Raw genomic sequence first — 23,099 nt, forward strand, 5'->3', positions numbered from 1 at the left:
GGAATCGGGAATCGGGAATGGTAAAAGCAACGCTGCAATAGCTCTGCTGTTCCGATTCCCCATTCCCCTCTCCCTATTCCCGGACGTCTGATGCACTGCCCCTTCTGCCAGCACAACGACACCCGCGTGATCGATTCGCGCGTGTCCGAAGACGGAACGACGATTCGTCGGCGCCGCGAGTGCGAGGCGTGCGGTGAGCGTTTCAGTACCCTGGAAACGATCGAGCTGAAGTTGCCGACCGTGGTCAAGAGCGACGGCGGGCGCGAGGCCTTCGATGCGCGCAAGCTGCGTACCAGCTTCGACCGCGCGCTGCAGAAGCGTGCCGTCGCCGAAGAGCAGATCGAAGCGGCGGTGCGTGCGGTGGTGCACCAGCTGCGCATGTCCGGCGAACGCGAAGTGGGCTCGCTGCGGGTGGGCGAATACGTGATGGTCGAGCTGCGCAAGCTCGATCATGTGGGCTATGTGCGTTTTGCGTCGGTCTACCGCAGTTTTCAGGACGTGGCCGATTTTCGCGAGGAAATCGAAAAGCTCGAACGCGAACTTCCGGTTGGCAGCGAGCAGCTGCCGTTGCTGGAAGCGGCGCTGGAACGTGCCGGCAAACCCGGCAAGCGCTGAGCGCAATGCGCATCGCCTGCGTGGCGGAAACGCCGGAGCATCTGCCGGCCATTGCCCGGGCGCACTTGCAGGCGTTCGGGGCATTGTCGCCCGACTGGACCTTGGACGAAGCGTTGGACGAACTGCGCAGCCACACCCGCGACGACCGCATTCCCACGACCTGGGTTGCGCATGCCCGCTCGCACTGGCTGGGCTCGGTGAGCCTGCTGGACAGCGATGACGCCGGTCTCGGGCAATGGTCGCCCTGGCTGGCGTCGTTGTACGTACAGCCGGCCGCACGCGGGCAGGGCATCGGCAAGGCCTTGGTGGCGCACTGCGTGCGGGCCGCTGCAGGGTTGCGCATCCCTCTGCTGTATCTGTATTGCCAGCCGGTCCTGGTACCGTTCTATCGACGCCTGGGCTGGCAGACGCACACCGCGCTTTTACTACGGCCGATGCAGATCGTGGTGATGTGCATCGTGCCGGAGACGACGCCCCCGTGACTGACACCCTCTACCTCGCCAGCGCCGCCGACCACCGCTGGATGGCGAACGCCCTGCGCCTGGCCGAACGTGGCGCCTACACCACGCGGCCGAACCCGATGGTGGGTTGCGTGATCGTGCGCGATGGCGTCTGTGTGGGCGAAGGTTTCCATCAACGTGCCGGTGGCCCGCACGCCGAAGTGTTCGCACTGCGCGCTGCCGGCGAACAGGCGCGTGGGGCCACCGCCTATGTCACCCTGGAGCCGTGCGCGCATTACGGACGCACGCCACCCTGCGCCTTGGCCTTGATCGAGGCCGGCGTGGCACGCGTGGTGGCCGCGATGGCCGACCCATTTCCGCAGGTCAACGGCGGCGGCTTTGCGCTGCTGCGCGAAGCGGGGGTCGCCGTGGTCAGTGGCGTGCTGCAGACGCAGGCGCGCGCACTCAATCGCGGGTTCCTGTCGCGGGTGGAGCGGGGCAGGCCGTGGTTGCGGGTCAAGCTGGGCGCCAGCCTGGATGGCCGCACCGCGCTGGCCAGTGGCCAGTCCAAATGGATCACCGGGAGCGACGCGCGTGCCGACGTGCAGCGCTGGCGCGCACGCGCCGGCGCGATCCTGACCGGCGCCGGCACGGTGCTGGCCGACGATCCATCGATGACGGTGCGGTTAGGCGACGAGACGGCGGTCGTCCCGCCACTGCGGGTCGTCCTGGATGCCGGCCTGCGGACGCTTGCCTGCAGCACCATCCGCCAGGGCGATGCGCCGACGCTGTATGTGCATGGCGAAGCGGTGATGCCGCCAGCGCTCGACGGTGCCGAATTCGTCGGGGTGCCACTGCACGACGGCCGTCTTGATCTGGAGGCCGTACTGGCCATGCTTGCCGGGCGCGGCATCAACGAGGTGCATGCGGAGGCCGGCGCCACCCTAAGCGGCGCGCTACTGCAGGCCGGGCTGGTCGATGAACTCTTGGTCTACCTGGCGCCGGTGTTGCTGGGCGATACCGCAAGACCGTTGTTGGCAGGTTTGCAGATCGAAACGCTGGCGCAGCGTCAGCAGCTGCAATTGCTCGATGTGCGTCAGGTGGGGCAGGATGTGCGCCTGCGTTATACGCCAATGCCTATCGGCTAGGTGTCGCGTCATGGCTTGGCTTGCAAGCGCCGAAAACAAAAAGGCCCCGCACGCGCGGGGCCCCTTGTCATCGCCGAGACGCAACGATCAGAAGCTTGCGCGCACGCCAACCTTGTACTGGTTGGCGTCGTTGATGAACTGCGCTTCGGCCACCAGGCCCCAGGTACGGGTGAAGTTGACCTGGCCACCCAAGGTGCCGACGAACTCGCCTTTGTCCACATCGCTGCCATCGATGTAGCCAGCCTTGACCCAGGCTTCGGTGCGCGGCGAGGGCTTGCCGCGCAGGCCCAGGTTGCCGAAGCCCAGGTTGGTGGCGTCGGACGCGTTGTCGATCGAACGGCCGCGCAGGCGCAGGTCGGAATCGACCTTGGTGCGCAGCACGCTGATGTCGGCAGTGAATTCGACGCGCTCGGTCATTTCCTGGCGGTACCCGATCCCAAGGTTGGCCTGCTGCAGGGTGCCTTCGATGACAAAGCCGCCGCCGAGGTTGTAATCCTTGCTGGCGCGGGTGTAGCCAGCCAGCAGGTAGACCGGCTGGGCAATCTGCCAGGAGCCACGGATGTAGCCGCCGTCGATCTCGTCGGAATCCTGATCGACACTGATGTGGGTGCGGTTCCAGCCGCCTTCGACGTAGCTGTAGCTCAGGCCTTCAGCAGATGCCGCAAACGGCGCGGCGGCCAGCAGGGCGGCCAGGATCAAGGTGGTACGCATTGAGTGGTCTCTCCGAATTGGATGTCCGTGTCTTCATCTCGAAGGCGGGACGAGTGGGCGACGTCTCCCGTCGCGGCGCGTAACTTAACAGAACCTTCACAATGCTGGCTATGGGGGATTTCCCGACATGACACAGCGTTCTGTCAGGCATGCCCTCCTGGGCAGGCATGGCGCTGCTGCAGCGCTGGTAGACTTGGCCTGCCGGTTTGCCGGCACTTACGAACGTCTTCAGGGCGGGGTGCGATTCCCCACCGGCGGTAGGCACGCGCAAGCGTGCGAGCCCGCGAGCGCTTGGCCGTCGATCCGCCCCTGTGAGGGCATGATGGCCAAGGTCAGCAGATCCGGTCCGATGCCGGAGCCGACGGTATAGTCCGGATGAAAGAAGACGGCCAACGTGCAGCCCTGCGGCTGCGCGCGCGCCTGTTTGCTTTGCCTGGTGGCGTTTTTCGCTCAACTCCTGCGAGAAACGACGATGTCTTTGCATCACCTGTTGCGCTTTACTGCACCCTTCCACCGCCCCACGTCCGCGCAGCGCTTGCTGCAGATGGGGGCGCGCTGATGTTCACCGGAATCATCGAAGGCGTCGGCCGCCTGGTCGCGCGCCAGCCGCAGGGCGGCGATGTGCGTTTCACCTTCGCGACCGGCAGCCTGCCGTTCGACGCCGTGCAACTGGGCGAGAGCATCGCGGTCAATGGCGTGTGCCTGACCGTGATCGCGTTCGATGCCACCAGCTTCCAGGCCGATGCGTCTACCGAAACCCTGTCGCTGACCACGCTGGGCGCGCTGCCCGAAGGCGCGGTGCTGAATCTCGAACGCGCACTGCGTCCCACCGACCGGCTGGGCGGCCATCTGGTCAGCGGGCATGTCGATGGCCTGGGGCAGGTGCAATCGGTACACGGCGACGCCCGCGCGCAGCGCTGGCGCTTTGCCGCATCGCCCGAGGTGCTGCGGTATGTCGCCAAGAAGGGGTCGATCTGCGTCGATGGCGTCAGCCTCACCGTCAACGCGGTGGACGATGCCGGCTTCGAGGTCGCGCTGATCCCGCATACCGTGGCCAACACGGCGTTTTCCGCCACTGCGGTGGGCGCGGCGGTGAATCTGGAAATCGACCTGGTGGCGCGTTATGTCGAACGCCTGCTTGGTACGCGGGGTGCGGCATGAACTTCGCACCGGTTCCCGAGCTGATCGAAGAATTGCGTGCCGGGCGCATGGTGGTGATCGTCGATGACGAAGACCGCGAAAACGAAGGCGATCTCATCATGGCCGCCGAGCTGGTCAAGCCGTCGGACATCAACTTCATGGTCACCCATGCGCGTGGCCTGGTGTGCCTGTCGCTGACGCGCGAACGCTGCGCGCAACTGGGGCTGGCGCCGATGGTGCGCAACAACACCGCGCAGTTCCAGACCAACTTCACCGTCAGCATCGAAGCGGCCGAAGGCGTGACCACCGGCATCTCCGCCTACGACCGCGCACACACCGTGCGCACCGCGGTGCGTCCGGATGCCAAGCCGCAGGATCTGAGCCAGCCGGGGCACATCTTTCCGCTGATTTCCCAGCCCGGCGGCGTGTTGACCCGTGCCGGCCACACCGAAGCGGCCAGCGACCTGCCGATGCTGGCCGGGCTGGAGCCGGCCGGCGTGCTGGTGGAAGTGCTCAACCCCGACGGCAGCATGGCGCGCCGCCCGCAGCTGGAAGTGTTCGCGCGCGAGCATGGGCTGAAGATGGGCTCGATCGCCGACCTGATCGCCTACCGGTTGGCCAACGAGCACACCGTCGAGCGCTTGGATGCGCGCGCGATCACCACCGAGTTCGGGCCGTTCCAGCTGGTGACCTACCGCGACCGCATCGCCCACGACCTGCATTTCGCCCTGGTGCGCGGCACGGCCGATCCGCACACGCCCACGCTGGTGCGGGTGCAGGTGGAGAACCCGCTGGCCGACCTGCTGCACTGGCAGCGCGAGGATTTCGGCGTGGCCGCTACCGACGCCTTGCGTGCCATCGCCGCCGAAGGGCAGGGCGTGATGGTGGTGCTGTCGGCCCCGCGCGACAGCGAATCGTTGCTGGCACGCTTGCGCCAGCAGCCGGAGGCCGCTGCCAACGCCAAGGACGTGAGCCAGTGGCGGCGCAACGGCGCCGGTGCGCAGATCCTGGCCGAACTGGGCCTGGGCAAGCTGCGCGTGCTGGGGACGCCGCGCCGTCAGGTCGGCCTGGCCGGCTTCGGGCTGGAAGTGGTGGAGTACCTGGAATGCCATCCGGGCGAAGGCATGCGCTCGGTACCGCCCGAGGCGGTGCCGTAAGCAACGCTTGCTGCGCCAGGGCCTGACCCTGGCGCAGTCCTGGAGCCCTCACGCCGGCCACCCTGCATTCCCGGCCATCGGCCGGTCGTGGTTATCCACGGCGTGGCCACATCTGGCACTCAGGCCGGGCCTGCTTGGGCAGGCCGTGCTGCGCCGCTGCCCGTCGGGGCTGACCCCGGCAGCTGTTAAACTTCCCGCCCCCTCGAGTTGCCGACCCGCATGACCCACTACGAAGGCGATCTTCGCCCCACCACCACGCGCTTTGCGATCATCGCCAGCCGCTGGAACGCCCGCATCACCGACGTCCTGGTTGCCGGCGCGCGCCAGAGCCTGGCCGGCAACGGCATTGGCGAGGACGCCATCGACGTGATCCGCGTGCCCGGCGCCTGGGAAATCCCGATCGCCGCCAACCGCGTGGCGCAATCCGGCCAGCATGGCGCGATCATTGCGCTGGGCTGCGTGATCCGTGGCGATACGCGCCATTACGAACACGTGGCCGACCTGTGCGCCGAAGGCCTGATGAGCGTGCAGTTGCAGACCGGCGTGCCGGTGCTCAACGGCGTGCTGGCGGTCGAGCGCGTGGAAGATGCCGAGGCGCGTGCCGGCGGCAGCCACGGCAACAAGGGCGAGGAATGCGCGCTGGCCGCGCTGGAACTGGTGAACCTGATGGAGTTGTTGCCATGAGCAAGTCCGGTGGACATGCCCGCCACGGCCGTCGCGACGGCATCGACCCGGTGCTGCGCTCGCGTGCGCGCCGCCGCGCCTTGCAGGCGGTGTATGCCTGGCAGATTTCCGGCGGATTCGCCAAGCAGGTGATCGCCCAGTTCGCGCATGAGCAGGCGCACGAAGTGGCCGATCTGGCGTACTTCGAAAGCCTGGTCGATGGCGTGATCGCCAACCGTGCCGAACTGGACACCGCGCTGGCGCCGTACCTGGACCGTGGCGTGGAAGAAGTCGATGCGATCGAGCGCGCGGTGCTGCGCCTGGCCGCCTATGAGCTGCTGTACCGGCAGGACGTGCCGTACCGCGTGGTCATCAATGAAGCGATCGAAACCGCCAAGCGCTTCGGCTCCGAACACGGCCACACCTACGTCAACGGCGTGCTGGATCGCGCTGCGGTGGAGTGGCGCAAGGTCGAGTCGGGCGTCAGCGGCGCCTGAGCGCCGCGGGAATCGGGAATCGGGAATGGAGAATCGGGAATCGTAAAAGCCTGCGTTTCCGCGATGTCCCGATGCAGTTGCGATTCCCCATTCCCGATTCCCCATTCCCGTCACCATGCCCGAATTCGATCTGATCGCCCGTCTGCGCGCCCGTATTGCCGCGCGCGCCGATGTGCCGTTGGGCATCGGCGACGATGCGGCGCTGGTGCAGCCGCCGGCCGGCGAGCAGTTGGCGATCACCGCCGATACGCTCAATGCCGGGGTGCATTTTCCGCGTGAGACGCTGGCCGCCGATGTGGGCTGGAAGACGCTGGCGGTAAATCTCTCCGATCTGGCCGCGATGGGCGCGCAGCCGCGCTGGTGCACCTTGTCGCTGTCGCTGCCCAGCGACGATCTGGCCTGGGTGGACGGGTTTGCCGATGGCTTCTTTGCGCTGGCCGATGCACATGACATTGCATTGGTCGGTGGCGACACCACGCGCGGGCCGTTGTCGTGCGCGGTGACCGCCATCGGCAGCGTGCCGCCGGGCGCGGCGTTGCGTCGCGATGGCGCGCGCGTGGGCGATGACGTGTGGATCACGGGGGCGCCGGGCGAGGCCGCCGCGGCATTGTCGCTGTGGCAGGCCGGTCGGCTGGATGTCACCCAGGTGGCGGCCGATCCATTGCATGAAACCTGGCGTGGCCGTCTGCTGCGTCCGCAGCCGCGCGTGCAGGCCGGCTTGCAGCTGCGTGGGCTTGCGCATGCCTGCGTGGATGTGTCCGATGGCCTGCTGGCCGATCTGGGCCACCTGTGCGAGCGCAGCGGTGTGGGCGCGCAGATACTTTCTTCAACGCTGCCGCCCATGTTGCACAGCGATGGCATCGATGCGCTGGCCTGTCTCGGCTGGCAGCTTGGCGGCGGCGACGATTACGAGCTGTGCTTCACCGCCGCCCCGCCGCAGCGCGATGCCGTGACGCAGGCGATGGCGATGGCCGGCGTGACCGCCACGCGCATCGGCCGGATCGTGGCCGCATCGGGCGTGGTGGTGCACGACGCCGATGGCAAGCCCTGGCAGCCAGCCCAGCGCGGGTATCAGCATTTCGTCGGCTGATACGTGGGGTGGGCGCGTGTGCAGCGTGGATGCTGCGGTGGGTCGCGGTGCGTTGGAGCGCTGTGTTGAGACGGTGCCGCAGAGCGAATCACTGGGTGCGCTGCAGCTGAGGCGGTAGCGCCTGGTTTGACGTCGGGCCGATCTTGCATCCGCGCACGACGGCTGCCCGCATCCGCCCTTCGGGTGCAGCGGCTAATCCGCCGTCGAGCGGCTTTTATGCAGAATTTACGCACTGCCCACGGCAGGTCCTAGCGACTTTACGCAGCACGGGAAGACACTGCGCGAGTTGGCGGAGCGGTTCCGCCGTGGACGATCCCGATGCATCCCTTGACCAGTCTGCTCCACCGGCGCTGCGCGCGCGGTGCGGCAGCGCCTTGCCCTGTTTTCATGCCCCGGCTGCCTGAATGCGCGGGCCGTCTCACTTTTTCGCGCCGTTGCGCGCGTTCCGGGGAGTAAACGACATGCCTGCCTGGTTGTCCCTGCTGTGCGGCGTGGCCGTACTCGTTGCCGCTGCGTACCTGCTGTACGTGGTATTGCGACCCGAAGACTTTTGATGCGAGTGCGCTGCAATGACTGAGACCTTTCTTGTTTACGCGCTGGCCATCGTGCTGGCGTGGCCCGCAGGCCGGTATCTGGCGGCGGTGATGCGTGGTGCCCCCATGCGGGGCGATGGCGTGTTCGGGCTGATCGAGCGGCCGTTGTACGCCTTGCTCGGCACCCGTCCGCAGCAGGGCATGTCCTGGCGTGGGTACGCCGTGGCGTTCCTGGTCAGCAATCTGGTGGTCGGTCTGCTGACTTGGGGGGTGTTCATGACCCAGGCGTGGCTGCCGTTCAACCCGGATGGCATCGTCAACATGCGGTGGGATACCGCGCTGCACACCATGGTGTCCTTCGTCACCAACACCGACCAACAGCACTACTCGGGCCAGGCTCAGCTGTCGTACCTGTCGCAGATGACCGGCATCGTCGGTCTGCAGGTGGTGACGCCGATGATGGGCCTGGCGCTCGCGGTGGCGACGCTGCGTGCGTTGTTCGGTGGGCGAGCCGCTGGGGTGGCATCGGAGACCAGCGGCCAGGCAACCACGGCCGGGCTCGGCGATGCAAAGGCGCTGGCGCGCCAGGGTCGTCAGCCGTCGGTTTCCCGCGCAGAGGCGCTGCCCGAAGCGGACGTCGGTAATTACTGGGCCGATGTCATCCGGGCCAGCGTGCGCGTGTTGCTGCCGCTGTGCCTGCTGTGGACCGTGCTACTGGGCTGGCAGGGCGTGCCGTCCACCTTCCAGGGCGCCACTACCGCCACGCCGCTGGACAGCCGCGCCGGCATGGCCAAGCAGACCATCCCGGTAGGCCCGGTGGCGGCCATGGTGGCGGTCAAGCAGCTCGGTACCAATGGTGGTGGCTGGTATGGTCCCAACAGCAGCGTGGCGCTGGAAAACCCCACGCCGTTGAGCAATTTTCTCGAAACCCTGGCGATCGTCCTGCTGCCGATGAGCGTGGTGTTCATGGTCGGCTATCTGACCGGACGCAAGCGGCTCACCGCCTTGGTATTCGGCACCATGCTGACACTGTCGGCCGCCAGTACGGGGCTGCTGCTGTGGTCCGAATCGCATGCGGGCAGTGTCGCCTCGCCGGCTTTGATGGAAGGCAAGGAAGTACGCATTGGTGCCGATGCCTCGGCGCTGTGGGCGGCGTTGACCACGCAGACCTCCAACGGGTCGGTCAATGCGATGCACGACTCACTGGCGCCGTTGAGCGGCCTGGTCACCCTGGTGAACATGCTCATCAATGCCATCTGGGGCGGTATCGGCTGCGGCCTGCAGCAGTTCGTGGTGTATCTGTTGCTGAGCGTGTTCCTGGCCGGCCTGATGACCGGGCGTACGCCGGAGCTGTTCGGCCGCAAGATCGAAGCGCGGGAAGTACAACTGCTGGCGTTGCTGATCCTGTTGCAGCCGCTGGTGATCCTGGGCTTCACTGCGGTGGCCTTGGCGGTGCCTGCGGTCACGGCCAACTCCAATCCCGGCTTCCATGGCATCAGCCAGGTGTTCTACGAGTACACCTCGGCGTTCGCCAACAACGGTTCGGGATTCGAAGGGCTGGGCGATGCCACGTACTGGTGGAACCTGAGTTGCTCGGTGGTGCTGGTTCTGGGCCGTTACCCGGCGTTGATCCTGCCGTTGATGGTGGCCGCGCGTATGGCGGTGAAGCGGCGCGCGCCCGAATCGGCCGGCAGCCTGCATGTCGAAACGCCCACCTTTGCGTTGACCCTGATGGCGATCGTGCTCGTGCTGACCGTGCTGCAGTTCATGCCGGCACTGGTGCTGGGCCCCATCGCTGAACATCTCGCCCTGGCGGCGTCCTGAGACTGAGCAATGTCTACGATCAATACAATGGAAAAACGCGAGCGCGGTGACATCGCGCTGTTCGATGCGGCGGTGCTGGCCTCGGCGATGCGTGCGGCTTTCGTCAAGTTGTCGCCACGGCATCTGATCCGCAGCCCGGTGATGGCGGTGGTGATGGGCGGTACGCTGCTGTCGGCGGTCATTACCGCCAGCGGGCATGGCCATGCCGGCTTTGGCTGGGCGGTGACTGCGATCCTGTTCGTGACGGTGCTGTTCGGCAATTTCGCCGAAGCCATCGCCGAAGCGCGTGGCCGTGGCCAGGCGGCATCACTGCGCCGTGCACGCAAGGACCTGGTGGCGCGGCGTGTGGAAACCGCATTGGGCGGCCGCGAAACGCGGGTGCCGGCGGCCGAGCTGCGCCCCGGCGACTACGTGATGGTGTCCGAGGGCGAATTCGTCCCGGCCGATGGTGAGATCGTGCGCGGTCTTGCCACCATCAACGAAGCGGCGGTGACCGGCGAATCGGCACCGGTGCTGCGCGAAGCCGGCACCGACCGCAGCGGCGTGATCGGCGGCACGCGGGTGCTGTCCGACGAGATCGTGTTCAAGGTGACGGCCGAGCCCGGCCACAGCTTCCTGGACCGCATGATCGCGCTGGTGGAAGGCGCCAACCGGCAGAAGACGCCCAACGAAATCGCCTTGACCCTGTTGCTGGCGGCGATGACGTTGACCTTTCTGATCGTGGTGGCTTCGCTGCCGGCGATTGCGGGCTTTGTCGGCGTCACGCTGGATCCGTTGCTGCTGATCGCCCTGCTGGTGTGCCTGATTCCCACCACCATCGGTGGCCTGCTGCCGGCGATCGGTATTGCCGGTATGAACCGTGCGCTGTCGGCCAATGTGCTGGCCAAGTCCGGCAAGGCCGTGGAAGTGGCCGGCGACGTGGACGTGCTGCTGCTCGACAAGACCGGCACCATCACCTACGGCGACCGCCAGGCCACCGTGTTCCATCCGCTGGCCGGCATCGACCGGGCTCAACTGCGTGATGCGGCCATGCTGGCCTCGCTGGCCGACCCCACGCCGGAAGGCAAGTCCATCGTCAAGCTGGCGCGCCAGCAGGGTGCGGTGGGCGTGGAGCCGGATGGCGCGCACTTCATCGCCTTCAGCGCGCAGACCCGCATGTCCGGCGTGGATCTGGGCGGTCGCAGCATCCGCAAGGGTGCCGGCGATGCGATCGTGGCGTATGTGCAGGCGCAGGGCGCCACGGTGTCGCCGGAACTGCAGGGCCGCATCGAGGAAGTCGCACGCGGCGGCGCCACGCCGCTGGTGGTGGCCGAAGGCCGGCACGTGCTGGGCGTGGTCGAACTGAGCGACGTGGTCAAGCAGGGCATCAAGGAAAAGTTCGCGCAACTGCGGGCGATGGGCATCAAGACGGTGATGATTACCGGCGACAACCCGCTCACCGCCGCCGCAATTGCCGCCGAAGCCGGCGTGGACGACTACATCGCGCAGGCACGCCCGGAAGACAAGCTGGCACGCATCCGTGCCGAGCAGACCGGCGGGCGGCTGGTGGCGATGGTTGGCGACGGCACCAATGACGCACCGGCGCTCGCGCAGGCCGACGTTGGCCTGGCAATGAACTCCGGCACGCAGGCGGCCAAGGAGGCCGGCAACATGGTCGATCTGGATTCGGATCCGGCCAAACTGCTGGCGGTGGTCGAAGTGGGCAAGCAGCAGCTGATTACCCGCGGCGCATTGACCACCTTCTCGCTGGCCAATGACGTGTCGAAGTACTTCGCGATTTTGCCGGCGCTGTTTGCCGCGGCGATTCCGTCGATGACCGCGCTCAACGTGATGCAGCTTTCCAGCCCGCGGCATGCGGTGCTGGCGGCGCTGATCTTCAATGCCTTGATTATTCCGGCATTGATTCCGCTGGCGCTACGCGGCGTGCGTTTTCGTCCTTCCAGCGCCACCGCGCTGTTGCGCCGGAACATGCTGATCTACGGCCTGGGCGGCGTGTTGCTGCCGTTCGTGGCCATCAAGTTGATCGACCTGGCGCTGGCCGCCACCCTGGGAGCCTGAGTCATGACCACTTCTTCCAAGAGCACTGCCGTGTCTATCTCCCTGCCATTGCGCGACGATGGCGTCCTGCGCGCCTCCATTGGCCTTGCCGCGTTCACGCTGCTCGGCCTGGGCCTGGCGTATTCGCTGGTGGCCACCGGCATCACCGGCGCGCTGTTCCCGGCGCAGGCGCAGGGCTCGCTGGTGCGCTCGCAAGCGCATGTGGTGGGCTCGGCGCTGGTGGCGCAGCCCTTCACGGATGCGCGTTACTTCCAGCCGCGCCCGTCGGCGGCCAAGTACGATCCCACCGCCGCCTCCGGCAGCAACCAGGCGCGTTCCAATCCGGACCTGCAGGCGCGCATTGCCACCACCCGAGCAGAAGTCGCCGCACGCGACGGCATCGCCCCGGACGCGGTGCCCGGCGAGTTGCTGACCCAGTCTGGCAGCGGCCTGGACCCGCACCTGAGTCCGGCCGGCGCACAGGTACAGGTCCGCCGCATCGCCGCCGCCCGCGGCTGGCCGGAACAACGCGTCGCCTCACTCCTGCAGGCCACCACCGAGCAACCCCAGTTCGGCCTGCTTGGGCAGCCACGAGTGAATGTGCTGGCGCTGAATCTGGCTTTGGATGAAGCTGGGAATGGAGAATCGAGAGTCGGGAATGGGGCAACGCAACAGCGCTAGCATTGCCGGGCCGCGATAAGCTCTTCGATTCCCGATTCCCGATTCCCGATTCCCGAATGTCCGACGCCCGCACCCAACAAGCCGACGCACTGATCGGCGAACTGCAACGCGAACACGGCGGGCGGCTCACGGTCTTCCTGGGTGCTGCGCCGGGCGTGGGCAAGACCTACGCCATGCTGTCGCGGGCGCGCGAGCGTCTGCGGCAGGGCATGGACGTGGTGGCCGGGGTGGTGGAAACCCATGGGCGCAGCGAAACCGCTGCGCTGCTGGAGGGTCTGCCGCTGCTGCCGCGCATGCGCGTGAACTACCAGGGTCGGGTACTGGAAGAGCTCGATCTGGATGCATTGCTGGCGCGCAAACCGCAGCTGGCGTTGATCGATGAGCTGGCCCACCGCAACGTGCCCGGCAGCCGGCATGAGCGACGCTGGCAGGACATCGTGGAATTGCTCGATGCCGGCATCGATGTCTACACCACGGTCAACATCCAGCACCTGGAAAGCCTCAACGACATCGTGCTGCGCATCACCGGCGTACGCGTGTCCGAAACCGTGCCCGACGCGGTCTTCGACCGCCTGCGCGACATCGTGCTGGTGGACCTGCCGCCGCGCGAACTGATCGAGCGCCTGCAGCAGGGCAAGGTGTATCTGCCCGAACAGGCCACCCAGGCGCTGCAGGCGTTTTTTTCGCCGTCCAATCTCACCGCCTTGCGCGAGCTGGCGATGCAGACCGCCGCCGACCGCGTCGACAGCGATCTGCGCGACACCCAGGCCGCGCGCGGGCTACCCGGCACGGCCGCGTTGCGTCGCCGCGTGGTGGTGGCCATCGATGGGCGCGGTAGTTCGGAATATCTGGTGCGGGTGGCGCGGCGCCTGTCCGAACGCCGCGATGCGCCGTGGACGGTGGTGACGGTACAGACACGCACCGTCACCGATGCCGACTGGCAGCTGGAGATCGACCGCGCCTTCGCGCTCACGCGCCGGCTTGGCGGCGATACCGCGCTGCTGCACGGCGCCAACGTGGCCGAGGCCCTGCTGGATTACGCCTCGCAGAATGGTGTGTCCACGCTGTTGCTGGGGCGCACGCGCGAACGCCCGCTGGCGCGCATGTTCAATCGCACGCTGACCCAGCAGTTGTTGCAGCGAGGCGCGCATTACGAACTGGTCATCGTCAGCTCCGCCGACGCGCGCGCACGCGCACGCCAACGCTGGCGTAATCCGCGCAATTGGTTGCAACGCTACGACCTGGCGTTTGCGGCGATCGCGGCCGCCGGTGCGGTCGGCGTGGCCTGGCTGCTGCAACGCTGGACCGATATCGACGATCTGTCGATGGTGTTCATCGTCGCGGTGGTGCTGGTCGCCTCGCGCACGCGCATGGCCGCAGCGGTGATCGCGGCGCTGCTGAGTTTTGTCGCCTACAACTTCTTCTTCATCGAACCGCGTTTCACCCTGCACATCAGCGCCCGCCAGGGCGTGGTCACGGTGTGCCTGTTTCTGCTCGCCGCGCTGGTGGCCGGGCGGCTGGCTTCGCGCCTGCGCAGCCAGGTGCTGGCGCTGCGCGCGGCCAATGCGCACGCCAATGCATTGCAGGCGCTGGGCCGCCAGCTCAGCACCGCCGCCGACCTGGGGCAGGTGCTGGAGGCCGGGCGGCGTGCGCTGACTACCGCACTGGACGCCGAGGTGTGGTTGCGGCTGGAACAGCGCGAAAGCGAGGCGCCGGCCAGCCTGGGTGCACTGGATCGCAGCGCTGCCGACTGGACCCAGCGCCACGGCCAGCCGGCCGGGCGCTTCACCGACACCCTGGCCGGCGCGCAATGGTGGTGCCTGCCGGTACGCCATGAGCGCGGCACCCTCGGCGTGGCCGCGCTGCGCCTGCGCCAGGGCGTGCAGCGGCCGGGGCTGGAGCAGCGTCGGCTGGCCGAAGCGATGGTGGAAGACATCGGTCAAGCCGCGCTGCGCACGCGCCTGGTCGCCGACCTGGAAGGCGCGCGCGTCAGCGGCGAAACCGAGCGCCTGCGCTCGGCGCTGCTGTCGTCGGTCTCGCACGACTTGCGTTCGCCGCTGGCCTCGATGATCGGCTCGGCCAGCAGCCTGGCCAGCTATGGCGATGCGATGGACACGCAGGATCGCCACGCGCTGCTGGACACCATCCAGCTCGAAGGCGAACGGTTGGACCGCTACATCCAGAACCTGTTGGACATGACCCGGCTCGGCCACACCGGGCTGACCTTGAATCGCGACTGGATCGGCGTGGACGAATTGATCGGCTCGGCCACCCGCCGCCTGCAGCGCTACCAGCCTGAGGTGCGCCTGCAACTGGAGCTGGCCACCGATCTGCCGGCGATCTGGGTGCACCCGGCGCTGGTGGAGCAGGCCATCTTCAACGTGCTGGAAAATGCGGCGAAATTTTCGCCGCCAGGCATGCCCGTCACCGTGCAGGCGCAACTGCGCAGCGGTGCCCTGCAGATTGACATCGGCGACCAGGGGCCGGGCATTCCCGAAGACGAGCGTGCACGCATCTTCGACATGTTCTACAGCGTGGAGCGCGGCGACCGCGGCCGCCACGGCACCGGCCTGGGCCTGACCATCTGCCAGGGCATGATCGGCGCGCACGGCGGCAGCGTGGAGGCATTGGCCGGTGCGCATGGTCAGGGCACCACGATTCGCATTACGCTGCCGTTGCTCGTTCCTGCCGCGCCACCCCGCCCTGATGCCGACTGACGCCACTGCCATCCCCCCCGCCCGTGTCCTCATCATCGACGATGAGCCGCAGATCCGCCGTTTTCTCGACATCAGCCTGCGCGCCCAGGGCTACCGCGTGCTGCAGGCCGGCACCGCCGAAGAAGGCCTGGCCACGCTGGCCGGGCAGGGCGCCGAACTGGTGGTGCTGGATCTCGGACTGCCCGATCGCGACGGCCACGAGGTGCTGCGCGAGATCCGCCAGTGGTCCAGCGTGCCGATCATCATGCTGACCGTGCGCGCGGGCGAAACCGAAAAGGTCGCCGCGCTGGACGCCGGTGCCAACGACTACGTGACCAAGCCGTTCGGCGTGCAGGAATTGATGGCGCGCATCCGCGCATTGCTGCGCCAGTCCGGTGCCGGCAGCACGGTGGAAGAAAGCGTGTTCGACGACGGCCGCCTGCATATCCATCTGGGCTTGCGCGAAGTCAGCCTCAATGGTGAAGCGGTGCCGCTGAGCCGCAAGGAATACGCCTTGCTCGCGCTGCTGCTCAAGCACGCCGGCCGGGTGGTCACCCAGCCGCAACTGCTGCGCGAAGTGTGGGGCCCCACCCACGAAGACGACACCCATTACCTGCGCATCCTGGTCGGCAAGCTGCGCCAGAAACTGCACGACGATGCCGCCGACCCGCACTACATCGTCACCGAACCGGGCGTGGGGCTGCGGTTTATCGGTGTGGCGCGCTGAGCGCAGGCGTGGATGGCACGCAGGAATCAGCCTGCGGCGATACGCGCGCAGACCGGATGCAGTTGCCGCCGCGTCGATGCTGCCCGACCGAGATGGCTGCCGCCCCGGCCAAGCAGTGCTGCTACGTGCTTATGGAGCGCGCACGCTTGTCTACGGTGCGCGACGCAGCGTGATCCGGGTCAGCTCCGATGGGCGACCCAACCGCAATGCCAGTCCAGGCCAGAGTGCAGTGCCATTGTTGACGTACAGCTGCATGCCCGCGACCTCGTACAGCCCCGACACGAAGCCCGCGTTGGCCAACGCGAACAACCGGTCCACGCCCAGGATCAGACCACCATGCGTGTGGCCGGACAGTTGCACGTCCACGCCTTGCGCCGCTGCCTGGCGTGCCTGCCTGGGTTGATGGTCCAGCAGCACGATGGGCGTGTGCGGCGGTGCCCCGTGCAGGGCGGCGTGCAGGTCCGGTGGCGGCAGGCCCGCCTCGGGCGCGGACAGATCGGTGACACCGGCGATGATCAGCGCGGCATCACCGCGACGTAGCACCGTATGGCTGTTTTCCAGCGGAATCATGCCCAGCGTGCTCAGGTAGCGCGTCCATGCCGTGGCCTCGAAGAAATATTCGTGATTGCCGGGGATGAAGTAGACCCCGTCGCGTGCGTGCAGCGCGCGTAACGGCTCCACGTCCTGGCGACGGTGTTCGATGCTGCCGTCGATGACGTCGCCGGTGACCACGATCAGATCGGTCTGCAGACGGTTGCCGCGTTTCACCACCTCCTGGGCTCAGGACGCGTCGAACAGCCGGCTGATGTGCAGGTCGGTCAATTGCAGCAGTGTGTAGCCGTCGAACTGCGGCGGCAGGTTCCTGATCCGGATCTCGACCTGCTTGACCGCCGGCACGCGGATCGCCTGGTGCACGCCCACGGCAGCCAGAACACAGGCGCCAAGGCCGATGGCGTAGCGCAGGCCCGCCGGCACCGTGAGCGGGTGGCGTCGTAGCCAGCCGGCCAGCGCGACCAGATCGAGCAGGGGTTGCAGCAACGCCAGCAGCAGGATCGCGGCAAATGCCCAGTTGAAGAAGATCACCAGGCTGCGCGGCATCTCCGGCGAAAACACGCTGCCGGAAGAGAGCCGGCAATACAGGTGGTATTGCGAGGCCAGCAGCAATGCCGCCGCGACAGCCAGTTTCAGTGCCGGTGACCATGGCAGCGGCCAGAGGAATCTGCCGATGACGTAGATGGACGGGAGCGCAAAGACTATATGGAACATTGGAGGTTTCGTCGGTTGGAGGCGAAGGATGGCGCAGGCCATGCAGTCGGATGGTCGGCCTTGGGCTGCGAAGGTGTGGGCCGGATGCGTGCGTGCGCCATTTCCGGGTCGCTGGCGAAAACTGCCTGCGGTAGGGATATGCCAAATGCAGCGGCAAGCGGTCTGTGCGCGCCAAGCCAAGGTGCGCCACGGATCGCGATCGACCCGGCCGCCGCGCACGACGCCTCATGCGGTAGCGGCGCGGCAGAGGTCGAACGTGTCAGCGATGCGATGCCTGCTGCGCCGAAGGCCAGCACAGGCCTCTCACCTGACACGACATGCGCTAGCCGGGCAGCATGCCGGTCGCCAGTAATGCATCGCGCGCAGCACTGCCATTGGCGATCATCCAGCCAGGATATTCGGGGGGAAGTGCGCTTGCCTGGTCCAGGGCAGCCAATGCGTCCGCGCTCAACGTCACATCGCTGGCCAGCAGGTTGGCGTCCAGCTGCTGCACCGAGGTGACGCCCAGCACGATGCTGGTCACCACCGGCTGCTGCCGCAGCCAGGCCAGCGCGACCGCTTCGAGTGTGCTGCCATGCGTGCTGGCCACCTCATCCATCACTGCGAGCAAGCCCTCGCCCCTGGCCTCATCCACCGGAGGAAAGGGGACGGTGGCGCGACGGCCTGCCTGCTGGCCCTGGCGGTACTTGCCGGTGAGATAGCCGCCCGCCAGCGGGCTGAAGACCAGCAGCGCCATCTGCTCGGCGGCGAGCAGCGGCACCAGCTCGCGCTCGGCATCGCGGCCGGCCAGCGAGTAGTAGCCTTGATAGACCTGTGGGCGGGTCAGGTTGAGGCGTTCGGCGATTCCCAGTGCCCTGGCCGCCTGCCACGCGGCCCAGTTCGACACGCCGACATAACGCACATGCCCCTGCCGCACCAGATCGTCGAGTGCACGCAAGGTTTCTTCGATCGGCGTTGCCGGGTCCCAGCCATGCAGTTGATACAGATCGATGTGGTCGGTGCCAAGGCGCTTCAGGCTTTGCTTGACCTGATGCATCAGGTGATGCCGCGAGGTGCCGGCGTCGTTGGGCCCGGCGCCGGTGGCGTGCGCAGCCTTGGTCGCAAGCACCACCTCATGCCGTGCGATACCGTGCCGCTGCAGCGCCCGCCCGATCATGGCTTCGGACTGGCCGTTGGAATAGACATTGGCGGTGTCGATGAGGTTGATGCCGGCGTCGTACGCGCGGCGGACCAGCGCGTCCACCTGAGCCTGGTCCAGGCCGCCGGCGGCCGCATACTTGGCTTCCGGAATGCCGAAAGTCATCGAGCCAAGGCTCAGTTCGGAGACAAACAGCCCTGTCGTTCCTAATCTGTTGTAGCGCATTTCCGTGTCTCCGGTCGTTGGTGAGTGGCGCCATGAAGACATGCATAAACGAGAATTGCAAGTTCCGGAACTAATCGGTACCGTATTTATTCATGAAAAAGACAACACCGTTGGACAACCCGTTGCATGTTCCATCGCCGCCGCACGACCCCGCAGCCGTCGCAACAGCACGCGGCCGCAGGCGTGACCACGGGCGCGACGCTGTCATCCTCGATGCCGTGATCGACGTGCTTGCCGAGCACGGGTACGAGGGCATGACGATGGATCTGGTGGCGCAGCGCGCCAAGGCCGGCAAGGCCACGGTCTACCGGCGCTGGAAATCCAAGGCCGACCTGGTGGTGGACGCGGTTGCGCACGCCAAGCGCGGCCAGGTTGATCCCGCCGCGCTACCCGACACCGGAACGCTGCGTGGAGACCTGCTCGCCCTGTTCAAGCCCAGCTCGGTCAAGGAGGGGGAGCGCACGCTGCAACTGATGGCCGGGCTGGCGGCTGTGCTGGCACAGCACCCGGAGCTGGCCGACGCGGGCAATGCCGCCATCGTCGAGCCGTGGGTGGTGGCCAATCGTGTCTTGATGCGGCGCGCACTCGCGCGCGGCGAGTTGTCTGCGCATGCCGACATCGAGTGCGCCGCGCAGGTGGTGCCGTCGATGGCCGCGTATCGGGTGCTGATCCAGCGCAAACCGTTCGACCTGGCGTTCCTGGTCCGCATGCTCGATGGCCTGCTGCTGCCGGCGCTGTGCAATGCGCCGGCGGCGAGCGAGCCAGGCGACCGCCACGTCCAGGGCGAGCGCTAGCCGGTTGAGGTGCCAGTTTAGTTGGGTGCCTGGCGATGACGTTCGGACGGTCACGATTCCAGGCCGCGCCGCAGTGCACGAACGCATGACCGCGGCTGCATCGTCGCTCAACTGTGCATGTCGTGGCTCAAGCGTCCGGCAGCACCTTCCCCGGATTCAAGATCCCATCCGGATCCAGCGCGGCCTTGATCGCACGCATCGCCGCCAGCGTGGCCGGGTTGAAGGCCTGGGTCATGAAATCGCGCTTGGCCACGCCGATGCCATGCTCGCCGGAGAGCGTACCTTCCAGCGAGAGCACCAATGCGAACAGCCGCGGTAATGCAGTGTGTGCGCGTGCATCTTCGTCGGCATCGGCGGGGTCGTACATGATGTTGACGTGCAGGTTGCCGTTGCCGGCATGGCCGAAGGCGACGATCGGCAGCGCGCATTCCACAGCAAGCGCCTCCACCCCGGCCACCAGGTCGGGAATGCGCGAGACCGGTACCACCACGTCTTCGTTGATCTTGCCGGGCTTGATGGTGCGCAGTGCCGGCGACAGCGCGCGGCGCGCGGCCCACAGTTTTTCGCGCGCGCTGCCATCGGCGGCGATGTCCAGGCTCAGCACGCCCTCGCCATCGGCGGCGGCGTGCAGTGCTTGCAGTGCGTAGGGCAAGGTGTCGTGATCGCCATCGGCTTCGATCAACAGCATCGCGCCGGCCTCGGGCACATCGCTGCCGTTGCGGCGTAGTAGCGCAATCGCGCTGGCATCCATGAATTCCAGCATCGTCGGCGTGGTCGGTTGCGCCATCACCCGCGACACCGCCGCCGCCGCGCTGGCTGCGTCGCGATACAACGCGCGTAGCCCCGCCTGCGCCACCGCGCGCGGGGTCAGCTTCAAGGTCGCTTCGACGATGATCGCCAGGGTGCCTTCGCTGCCGATCAACAGATGCGTGAGGTCGTAGCCGGTGGAATTCTTGGTGTAGGCACCGCCGCAGCGGATCACTTCGCCGGCACCGGTGACGGCCACCAGGCCGAGCACGTTGTCACGGGTAGTACCGTACTTCACCGCGCGCGGGCCGCCGGCGTTGGTGGACAGATTGCCGCCGATACTGCAGATCTCCGCACTCGATGGATCTGGCGGCCAGAACAGCCCATGCGGCTGCAAGGCCTGCTGCAGATCGCCATTGAGCACGCCGGGCTGCACCACGGCGCAGCGGTCTTCCGGGCGCAAGGCCACGATGCGATTCATGCGCGTCATCGAGATCACCACGCCGCCGGAAAACGGCACCGCCGCGCCGGTGGTGCCGGTGCCCGCGCCGCGCGCCACGATCGGCACGGCATGCGCGCGGCAGGCCTGCACGATGGCCACAACATCCTCGGTATCGCGCGGCAGCGCCACGGCGGCGGGCAATGCCCAGCGACGCGAATCGTCTTCGCCATAACGGCGGCGCGCGTCGTCGCCGGTCAGCCAGCCGTCGGGTCCAAGCCGGGTCGCCAATAACCCGGACAGCATGGTGGGAAGTAGGTCGGTCATCGCAGGTCGCTACGTGCGTTGGGAGTCATCTAGCAATCGTCGGCGCGGAAGGCGTCGCGGATCCAGTTCAGCACCGGCGGCTCGCCGCTGGCGTCCACCACATCGAAGCGGCAAGGTAGCGATGCCAGCGCCGGGTGTGCGCCGAGGAACAATTGCGCGGCCAATACCAGCTTGCGGCGCTTGCGCAGATCCACCGACGCCGCGCCGCTGCCGAAGCGGGCATCGCGGCGGTAGCGCACTTCCACGAACACCAGCATCTGGCCGTCGCGCATCACCAGATCCAGTTCGCCGCCGCGGTAGTTGGCATTGCCCACCACCAGCAGCAAGCCGGCCTGCTGCAGCAACGCGCAGGCCGCCGCTTCCACCGCCGCCCCGCGTTGCTGGCGCGCTGCCGGCATGGGCCTCAGCGGCCGTCGGCGATCGGTACCGGGCGGCCACCGTTGAAGGTGGACCAGGCCGGCGTGCGCAGCACGTTGCCGAAGCCGTCCAGATGCAGGGTGCCGGTGGCGCCACGCAGCCCGCCATCGCTACCGGTGGCGAGTTTTTCCAGATACGCGCTGATTTTCCAGGCGTCGTAGCCGAACGCGAACAGGCGTGCGGCCGGTCCGCGCGCGCTGGGCAGCGTGCTGGCCACCTGGCTGGCCGCCGGCAGGCCGGACACCCCGAGCGCGGTCCAGGTTTCGCTGGGGTAGATGATGCCGTCCAGTGCCAGGTCGTCCTCGGCCTTGCCGGTGCCAGCGATCAGCTGCGAGGTGGCCACGCGCGACTTGCCGGCAAACCCCGCCAGCGCCAGTTGCGGTGCCAGCGCGCGGGCGGTGTTGCCGCGCACGGCCAGGAACACCGCGTCGGCGGTGCCGTAATTGCGCAGCTGCGCGCCAATGTCGCCGGGCGCATCGGCCACGCTGATGCTGCCGGCGACAGCGCCGCCGCGCTCGCTGAAGCGGTCGCGGAAGGCCTTGATGGTGCGCTTGCCGTTGTCGTCGCTGGTGCCGACGATCAGCACGTTGCGGCGCTCGCGCGAGAGCAGGTATTCGGCGGCCATGATGCCGTCGTCTTCCGGCGCCAGCGAGAAGCCCGCGCTGCCGGTCGGCGGTGCCTTGTTGTCGGTGGGGCGGTTGAGTGCCAGCACCGGCACCGCGAGCTGGCCGCGCGCGAACAACGCGCTGACCTCGTCGCGACCCAGCGGGCCGACCACGTAATCGACGCCGGCACCCACGGCCTTGTCGTAGGCGGCATTGGCACCGGCGGCGGTGCCGGCGGTGTCGAAGAACTGCACCTCCGGGCGGCGGCGGGTTTCGGCGTAGTAGCCGGCCAGCAAGCCGTCGCGCACCGGCGCGGAGGCGGTGGCCAGGTTGCCGGTGAGCGGCAACAGCACGCCCAGCTTGACCGGCGGGCGATAGCCGTCGCGTTCGGCTGGCGGCCGCTTGCTGGTGTCGAAACCCCATTGCGCATCACGCTCGAACGCGCGCGGCAGCGCCAGGCCGCGGCTGATGAGGGCGCGCCCAGCAAAGTTGTACAGCGGGTCGCCGGCCGGCAGCGCGGTGGTGCGGCCCTTCAAGGTGGCATCGTCCAGCGCGGCCAGCAGGCGCACGATGGCGCGCTGGTTCTCGCTGCGCGCGGTGCCGGTCAGGCTGGCATCGGCACGCGCACGCACTGCGGCCGCGCCGAACAGGTCGCCGGTGGCTTCCAGCGCGGCGGCGTGGGCTACCAGCCAGCGCGTCTGCAGCGGTTGGGGTAGTCCCTGTGGACTGTCGCCCAGGGCCTGAAGCGCTTGCGCTCCCTGCTTGTCGATCACCGCCAGTTCGCCGGTCAGCAGCCCGAAGCGGGCGCGGTCTTCGCCACTCAGGTGGCGTGCGTTGACCTGCGCCAGCAGCGTGCGGGCACGCGCATCGTCGCCGGCGTCGTGCCAGCCGAAGGCGGCGGCGGCCAGCAGGCGGCTGCGCTGCGCACCACTGGCGCTGGCGGCGTCGGCTTCCAGCTGCTGCGCCGCCTCGCGCGGCTTGCCCTGGTCCAGCAGCGCCAGCGCCGCGCTCTGCGTCGGCGAGGCAGTCTGGGTGATGCTGCTGGTGGCACAGCCGGCGGCCAGCATGACCAGCAGCGACAGGGCGGAGATCCTTGCAACACGCTTGTTCATTTCAGATCCATTGGACAGGGGCCGCCAGGGCGGTCCGTGGAAAACCGCTACGATTCTACCCTTTGCCCCT

The 23,099-nt window shown here is 67.5% G+C and carries 22 protein-coding genes and 1 riboswitch; of the genes, 15 read left to right on the forward strand and 7 right to left on the reverse strand.

Features of this window, described 5'->3' with window-relative positions; translation table 11 throughout:
* Positions 1 to 90: 90 nt before the first annotated feature.
* The 3 genes from nrdR to ribD are packed head-to-tail and all read left to right on the forward strand — an operon-like array spanning position 91 to position 2,203.
* Entirely contained in the window at positions 91 to 615 is a 525-nt protein-coding gene (gene nrdR / locus XcuCFBP2542_RS03955) for a transcriptional regulator NrdR (RefSeq protein WP_104602320.1), read from the forward strand.
* Positions 612 to 1,097: a GNAT family N-acetyltransferase gene (locus tag XcuCFBP2542_RS03960; RefSeq protein WP_104602321.1), complete on the forward strand. Its 486-nt coding sequence runs from the start codon at positions 612 to 614 to the stop codon at positions 1,095 to 1,097. The genes nrdR and XcuCFBP2542_RS03960 overlap by 4 nt, the downstream gene beginning before the upstream one ends.
* 41 nt (positions 1,098 to 1,138) lie before the next feature.
* Entirely contained in the window at positions 1,139 to 2,203 is a 1,065-nt protein-coding gene (gene ribD / locus XcuCFBP2542_RS03965) for a bifunctional diaminohydroxyphosphoribosylaminopyrimidine deaminase/5-amino-6-(5-phosphoribosylamino)uracil reductase RibD (RefSeq protein WP_104602374.1), read from the forward strand.
* Positions 2,204 to 2,290: 87 nt separating this feature from the next.
* Here ribD and XcuCFBP2542_RS03970 read toward each other — a convergent pair whose 3' ends face one another.
* Positions 2,291 to 2,914 carry a hypothetical protein gene (locus XcuCFBP2542_RS03970; protein ID WP_104602322.1) on the reverse strand — a complete coding sequence of 208 codons (624 nt, stop codon included), beginning with the start codon at positions 2,912 to 2,914 and terminating at the stop codon, positions 2,291 to 2,293.
* Positions 2,915 to 3,134: 220 nt separating this feature from the next.
* A riboswitch (FMN riboswitch) is annotated at positions 3,135 to 3,305 on the forward strand.
* Between the two features lie 167 nt (positions 3,306 to 3,472).
* Between XcuCFBP2542_RS03970 and XcuCFBP2542_RS03975 the strand changes: the two genes are divergently transcribed.
* The 11 genes from XcuCFBP2542_RS03975 (at position 3,473) to XcuCFBP2542_RS04025 (ending at position 15,959) form a co-directional block, all read left to right on the forward strand.
* On the forward strand, positions 3,473 to 4,075 hold the full coding sequence (locus XcuCFBP2542_RS03975; RefSeq protein ID WP_104602323.1) for a riboflavin synthase: 603 nt from the start codon (positions 3,473 to 3,475) through the stop codon (positions 4,073 to 4,075).
* Positions 4,072 to 5,211: a 3,4-dihydroxy-2-butanone-4-phosphate synthase gene (gene ribB / locus XcuCFBP2542_RS03980; RefSeq protein WP_104602324.1), complete on the forward strand. Its 1,140-nt coding sequence runs from the start codon at positions 4,072 to 4,074 to the stop codon at positions 5,209 to 5,211. The genes XcuCFBP2542_RS03975 and ribB overlap by 4 nt, the downstream gene beginning before the upstream one ends.
* A 219-nt stretch (positions 5,212 to 5,430) precedes the next feature.
* Positions 5,431 to 5,895: a 6,7-dimethyl-8-ribityllumazine synthase gene (ribH, locus tag XcuCFBP2542_RS03985; protein ID WP_104602325.1), complete on the forward strand. Its 465-nt coding sequence runs from the start codon at positions 5,431 to 5,433 to the stop codon at positions 5,893 to 5,895.
* Positions 5,892 to 6,371: a transcription antitermination factor NusB gene (nusB, locus tag XcuCFBP2542_RS03990; protein ID WP_104602326.1), complete on the forward strand. Its 480-nt coding sequence runs from the start codon at positions 5,892 to 5,894 to the stop codon at positions 6,369 to 6,371. Before ribH ends, nusB begins: the two co-directional genes overlap by 4 nt.
* Before the next feature lie 115 nt (positions 6,372 to 6,486).
* The gene (gene thiL, locus XcuCFBP2542_RS03995) at positions 6,487 to 7,461 is read left to right on the forward strand and encodes a thiamine-phosphate kinase (RefSeq protein WP_104602327.1); all 975 of its coding nucleotides are present in this window, start codon (positions 6,487 to 6,489) and stop codon (positions 7,459 to 7,461) included.
* Between the two features lie 461 nt (positions 7,462 to 7,922).
* Positions 7,923 to 8,015, forward strand: a complete 93-nt coding sequence (locus XcuCFBP2542_RS04000; RefSeq protein ID WP_006452907.1) for a potassium-transporting ATPase subunit F — start codon at positions 7,923 to 7,925, stop codon at positions 8,013 to 8,015.
* A gap of 15 nt (positions 8,016 to 8,030) precedes the next feature.
* On the forward strand, positions 8,031 to 9,818 hold the full coding sequence (gene kdpA, locus XcuCFBP2542_RS04005; RefSeq protein ID WP_104602328.1) for a potassium-transporting ATPase subunit KdpA: 1,788 nt from the start codon (positions 8,031 to 8,033) through the stop codon (positions 9,816 to 9,818).
* Positions 9,819 to 9,827: 9 nt separating this feature from the next.
* Positions 9,828 to 11,876 carry a potassium-transporting ATPase subunit KdpB gene (gene kdpB / locus XcuCFBP2542_RS04010; RefSeq protein ID WP_104602329.1) on the forward strand — a complete coding sequence of 683 codons (2,049 nt, stop codon included), beginning with the start codon at positions 9,828 to 9,830 and terminating at the stop codon, positions 11,874 to 11,876.
* A gap of 30 nt (positions 11,877 to 11,906) precedes the next feature.
* Entirely contained in the window at positions 11,907 to 12,536 is a 630-nt protein-coding gene (gene kdpC, locus XcuCFBP2542_RS04015; RefSeq protein ID WP_104602375.1) for a potassium-transporting ATPase subunit KdpC, read from the forward strand.
* A gap of 56 nt (positions 12,537 to 12,592) precedes the next feature.
* Positions 12,593 to 15,253 carry a sensor histidine kinase gene (locus XcuCFBP2542_RS04020; protein WP_104602330.1) on the forward strand — a complete coding sequence of 887 codons (2,661 nt, stop codon included), beginning with the start codon at positions 12,593 to 12,595 and terminating at the stop codon, positions 15,251 to 15,253.
* Positions 15,243 to 15,959, forward strand: coding sequence for a response regulator (locus XcuCFBP2542_RS04025; RefSeq protein WP_104602331.1), 717 nt, complete (start codon positions 15,243 to 15,245; stop codon positions 15,957 to 15,959). The genes XcuCFBP2542_RS04020 and XcuCFBP2542_RS04025 overlap by 11 nt, the downstream gene beginning before the upstream one ends.
* Before the next feature lie 150 nt (positions 15,960 to 16,109).
* Here the strand turns inward: XcuCFBP2542_RS04025 and XcuCFBP2542_RS19790 are convergent, their stop codons facing one another.
* The 3 genes from XcuCFBP2542_RS19790 to XcuCFBP2542_RS04035 all read right to left on the reverse strand — a co-directional run bounded on the left by XcuCFBP2542_RS19790 (position 16,110) and on the right by XcuCFBP2542_RS04035 (position 18,630).
* On the reverse strand, positions 16,110 to 16,727 hold the full coding sequence (locus XcuCFBP2542_RS19790) for a metallophosphoesterase (protein ID WP_211292973.1): 618 nt from the start codon (positions 16,725 to 16,727) through the stop codon (positions 16,110 to 16,112).
* Positions 16,728 to 16,739: 12 nt separating this feature from the next.
* Entirely contained in the window at positions 16,740 to 17,267 is a 528-nt protein-coding gene (locus XcuCFBP2542_RS19795; RefSeq protein ID WP_211292974.1) for a hypothetical protein, read from the reverse strand.
* Between the two features lie 280 nt (positions 17,268 to 17,547).
* Positions 17,548 to 18,630 (reverse strand): aldo/keto reductase, encoded by a 1,083-nt coding sequence (locus XcuCFBP2542_RS04035; RefSeq protein ID WP_208800454.1) that lies wholly within the window; start codon positions 18,628 to 18,630, stop codon positions 17,548 to 17,550.
* 50 nt (positions 18,631 to 18,680) lie between these two features.
* On the opposite strand from XcuCFBP2542_RS04035, the gene XcuCFBP2542_RS04040 reads away from it, so the two are divergent.
* A complete protein-coding gene (locus tag XcuCFBP2542_RS04040) occupies positions 18,681 to 19,382 on the forward strand; it encodes a TetR/AcrR family transcriptional regulator (RefSeq protein ID WP_104602333.1) in 702 nt (233 codons plus the stop codon).
* Positions 19,383 to 19,509: 127 nt separating this feature from the next.
* Here the strand turns inward: XcuCFBP2542_RS04040 and XcuCFBP2542_RS04045 are convergent, their stop codons facing one another.
* Genes XcuCFBP2542_RS04045 through XcuCFBP2542_RS04055 form a run of 3 tightly spaced genes read right to left on the reverse strand, consistent with a single transcriptional unit; the run spans position 19,510 to position 23,029 of the window.
* Positions 19,510 to 20,895 carry an FAD-binding oxidoreductase gene (locus tag XcuCFBP2542_RS04045; RefSeq protein WP_104602334.1) on the reverse strand — a complete coding sequence of 462 codons (1,386 nt, stop codon included), beginning with the start codon at positions 20,893 to 20,895 and terminating at the stop codon, positions 19,510 to 19,512.
* Between the two features lie 29 nt (positions 20,896 to 20,924).
* Positions 20,925 to 21,293, reverse strand: a complete 369-nt coding sequence (locus XcuCFBP2542_RS04050) for a YraN family protein (RefSeq protein ID WP_104602335.1) — start codon at positions 21,291 to 21,293, stop codon at positions 20,925 to 20,927.
* Between the two features lie 5 nt (positions 21,294 to 21,298).
* On the reverse strand, positions 21,299 to 23,029 hold the full coding sequence (locus XcuCFBP2542_RS04055) for a penicillin-binding protein activator (protein WP_104602336.1): 1,731 nt from the start codon (positions 23,027 to 23,029) through the stop codon (positions 21,299 to 21,301).
* Between the last annotated feature and the right edge of the window lie 70 nt (positions 23,030 to 23,099).

The sequence above is a fragment of the Xanthomonas cucurbitae genome (genome assembly GCF_002939885.1).
Lineage (GTDB): Bacteria > Pseudomonadota > Gammaproteobacteria > Xanthomonadales > Xanthomonadaceae > Xanthomonas > Xanthomonas cucurbitae.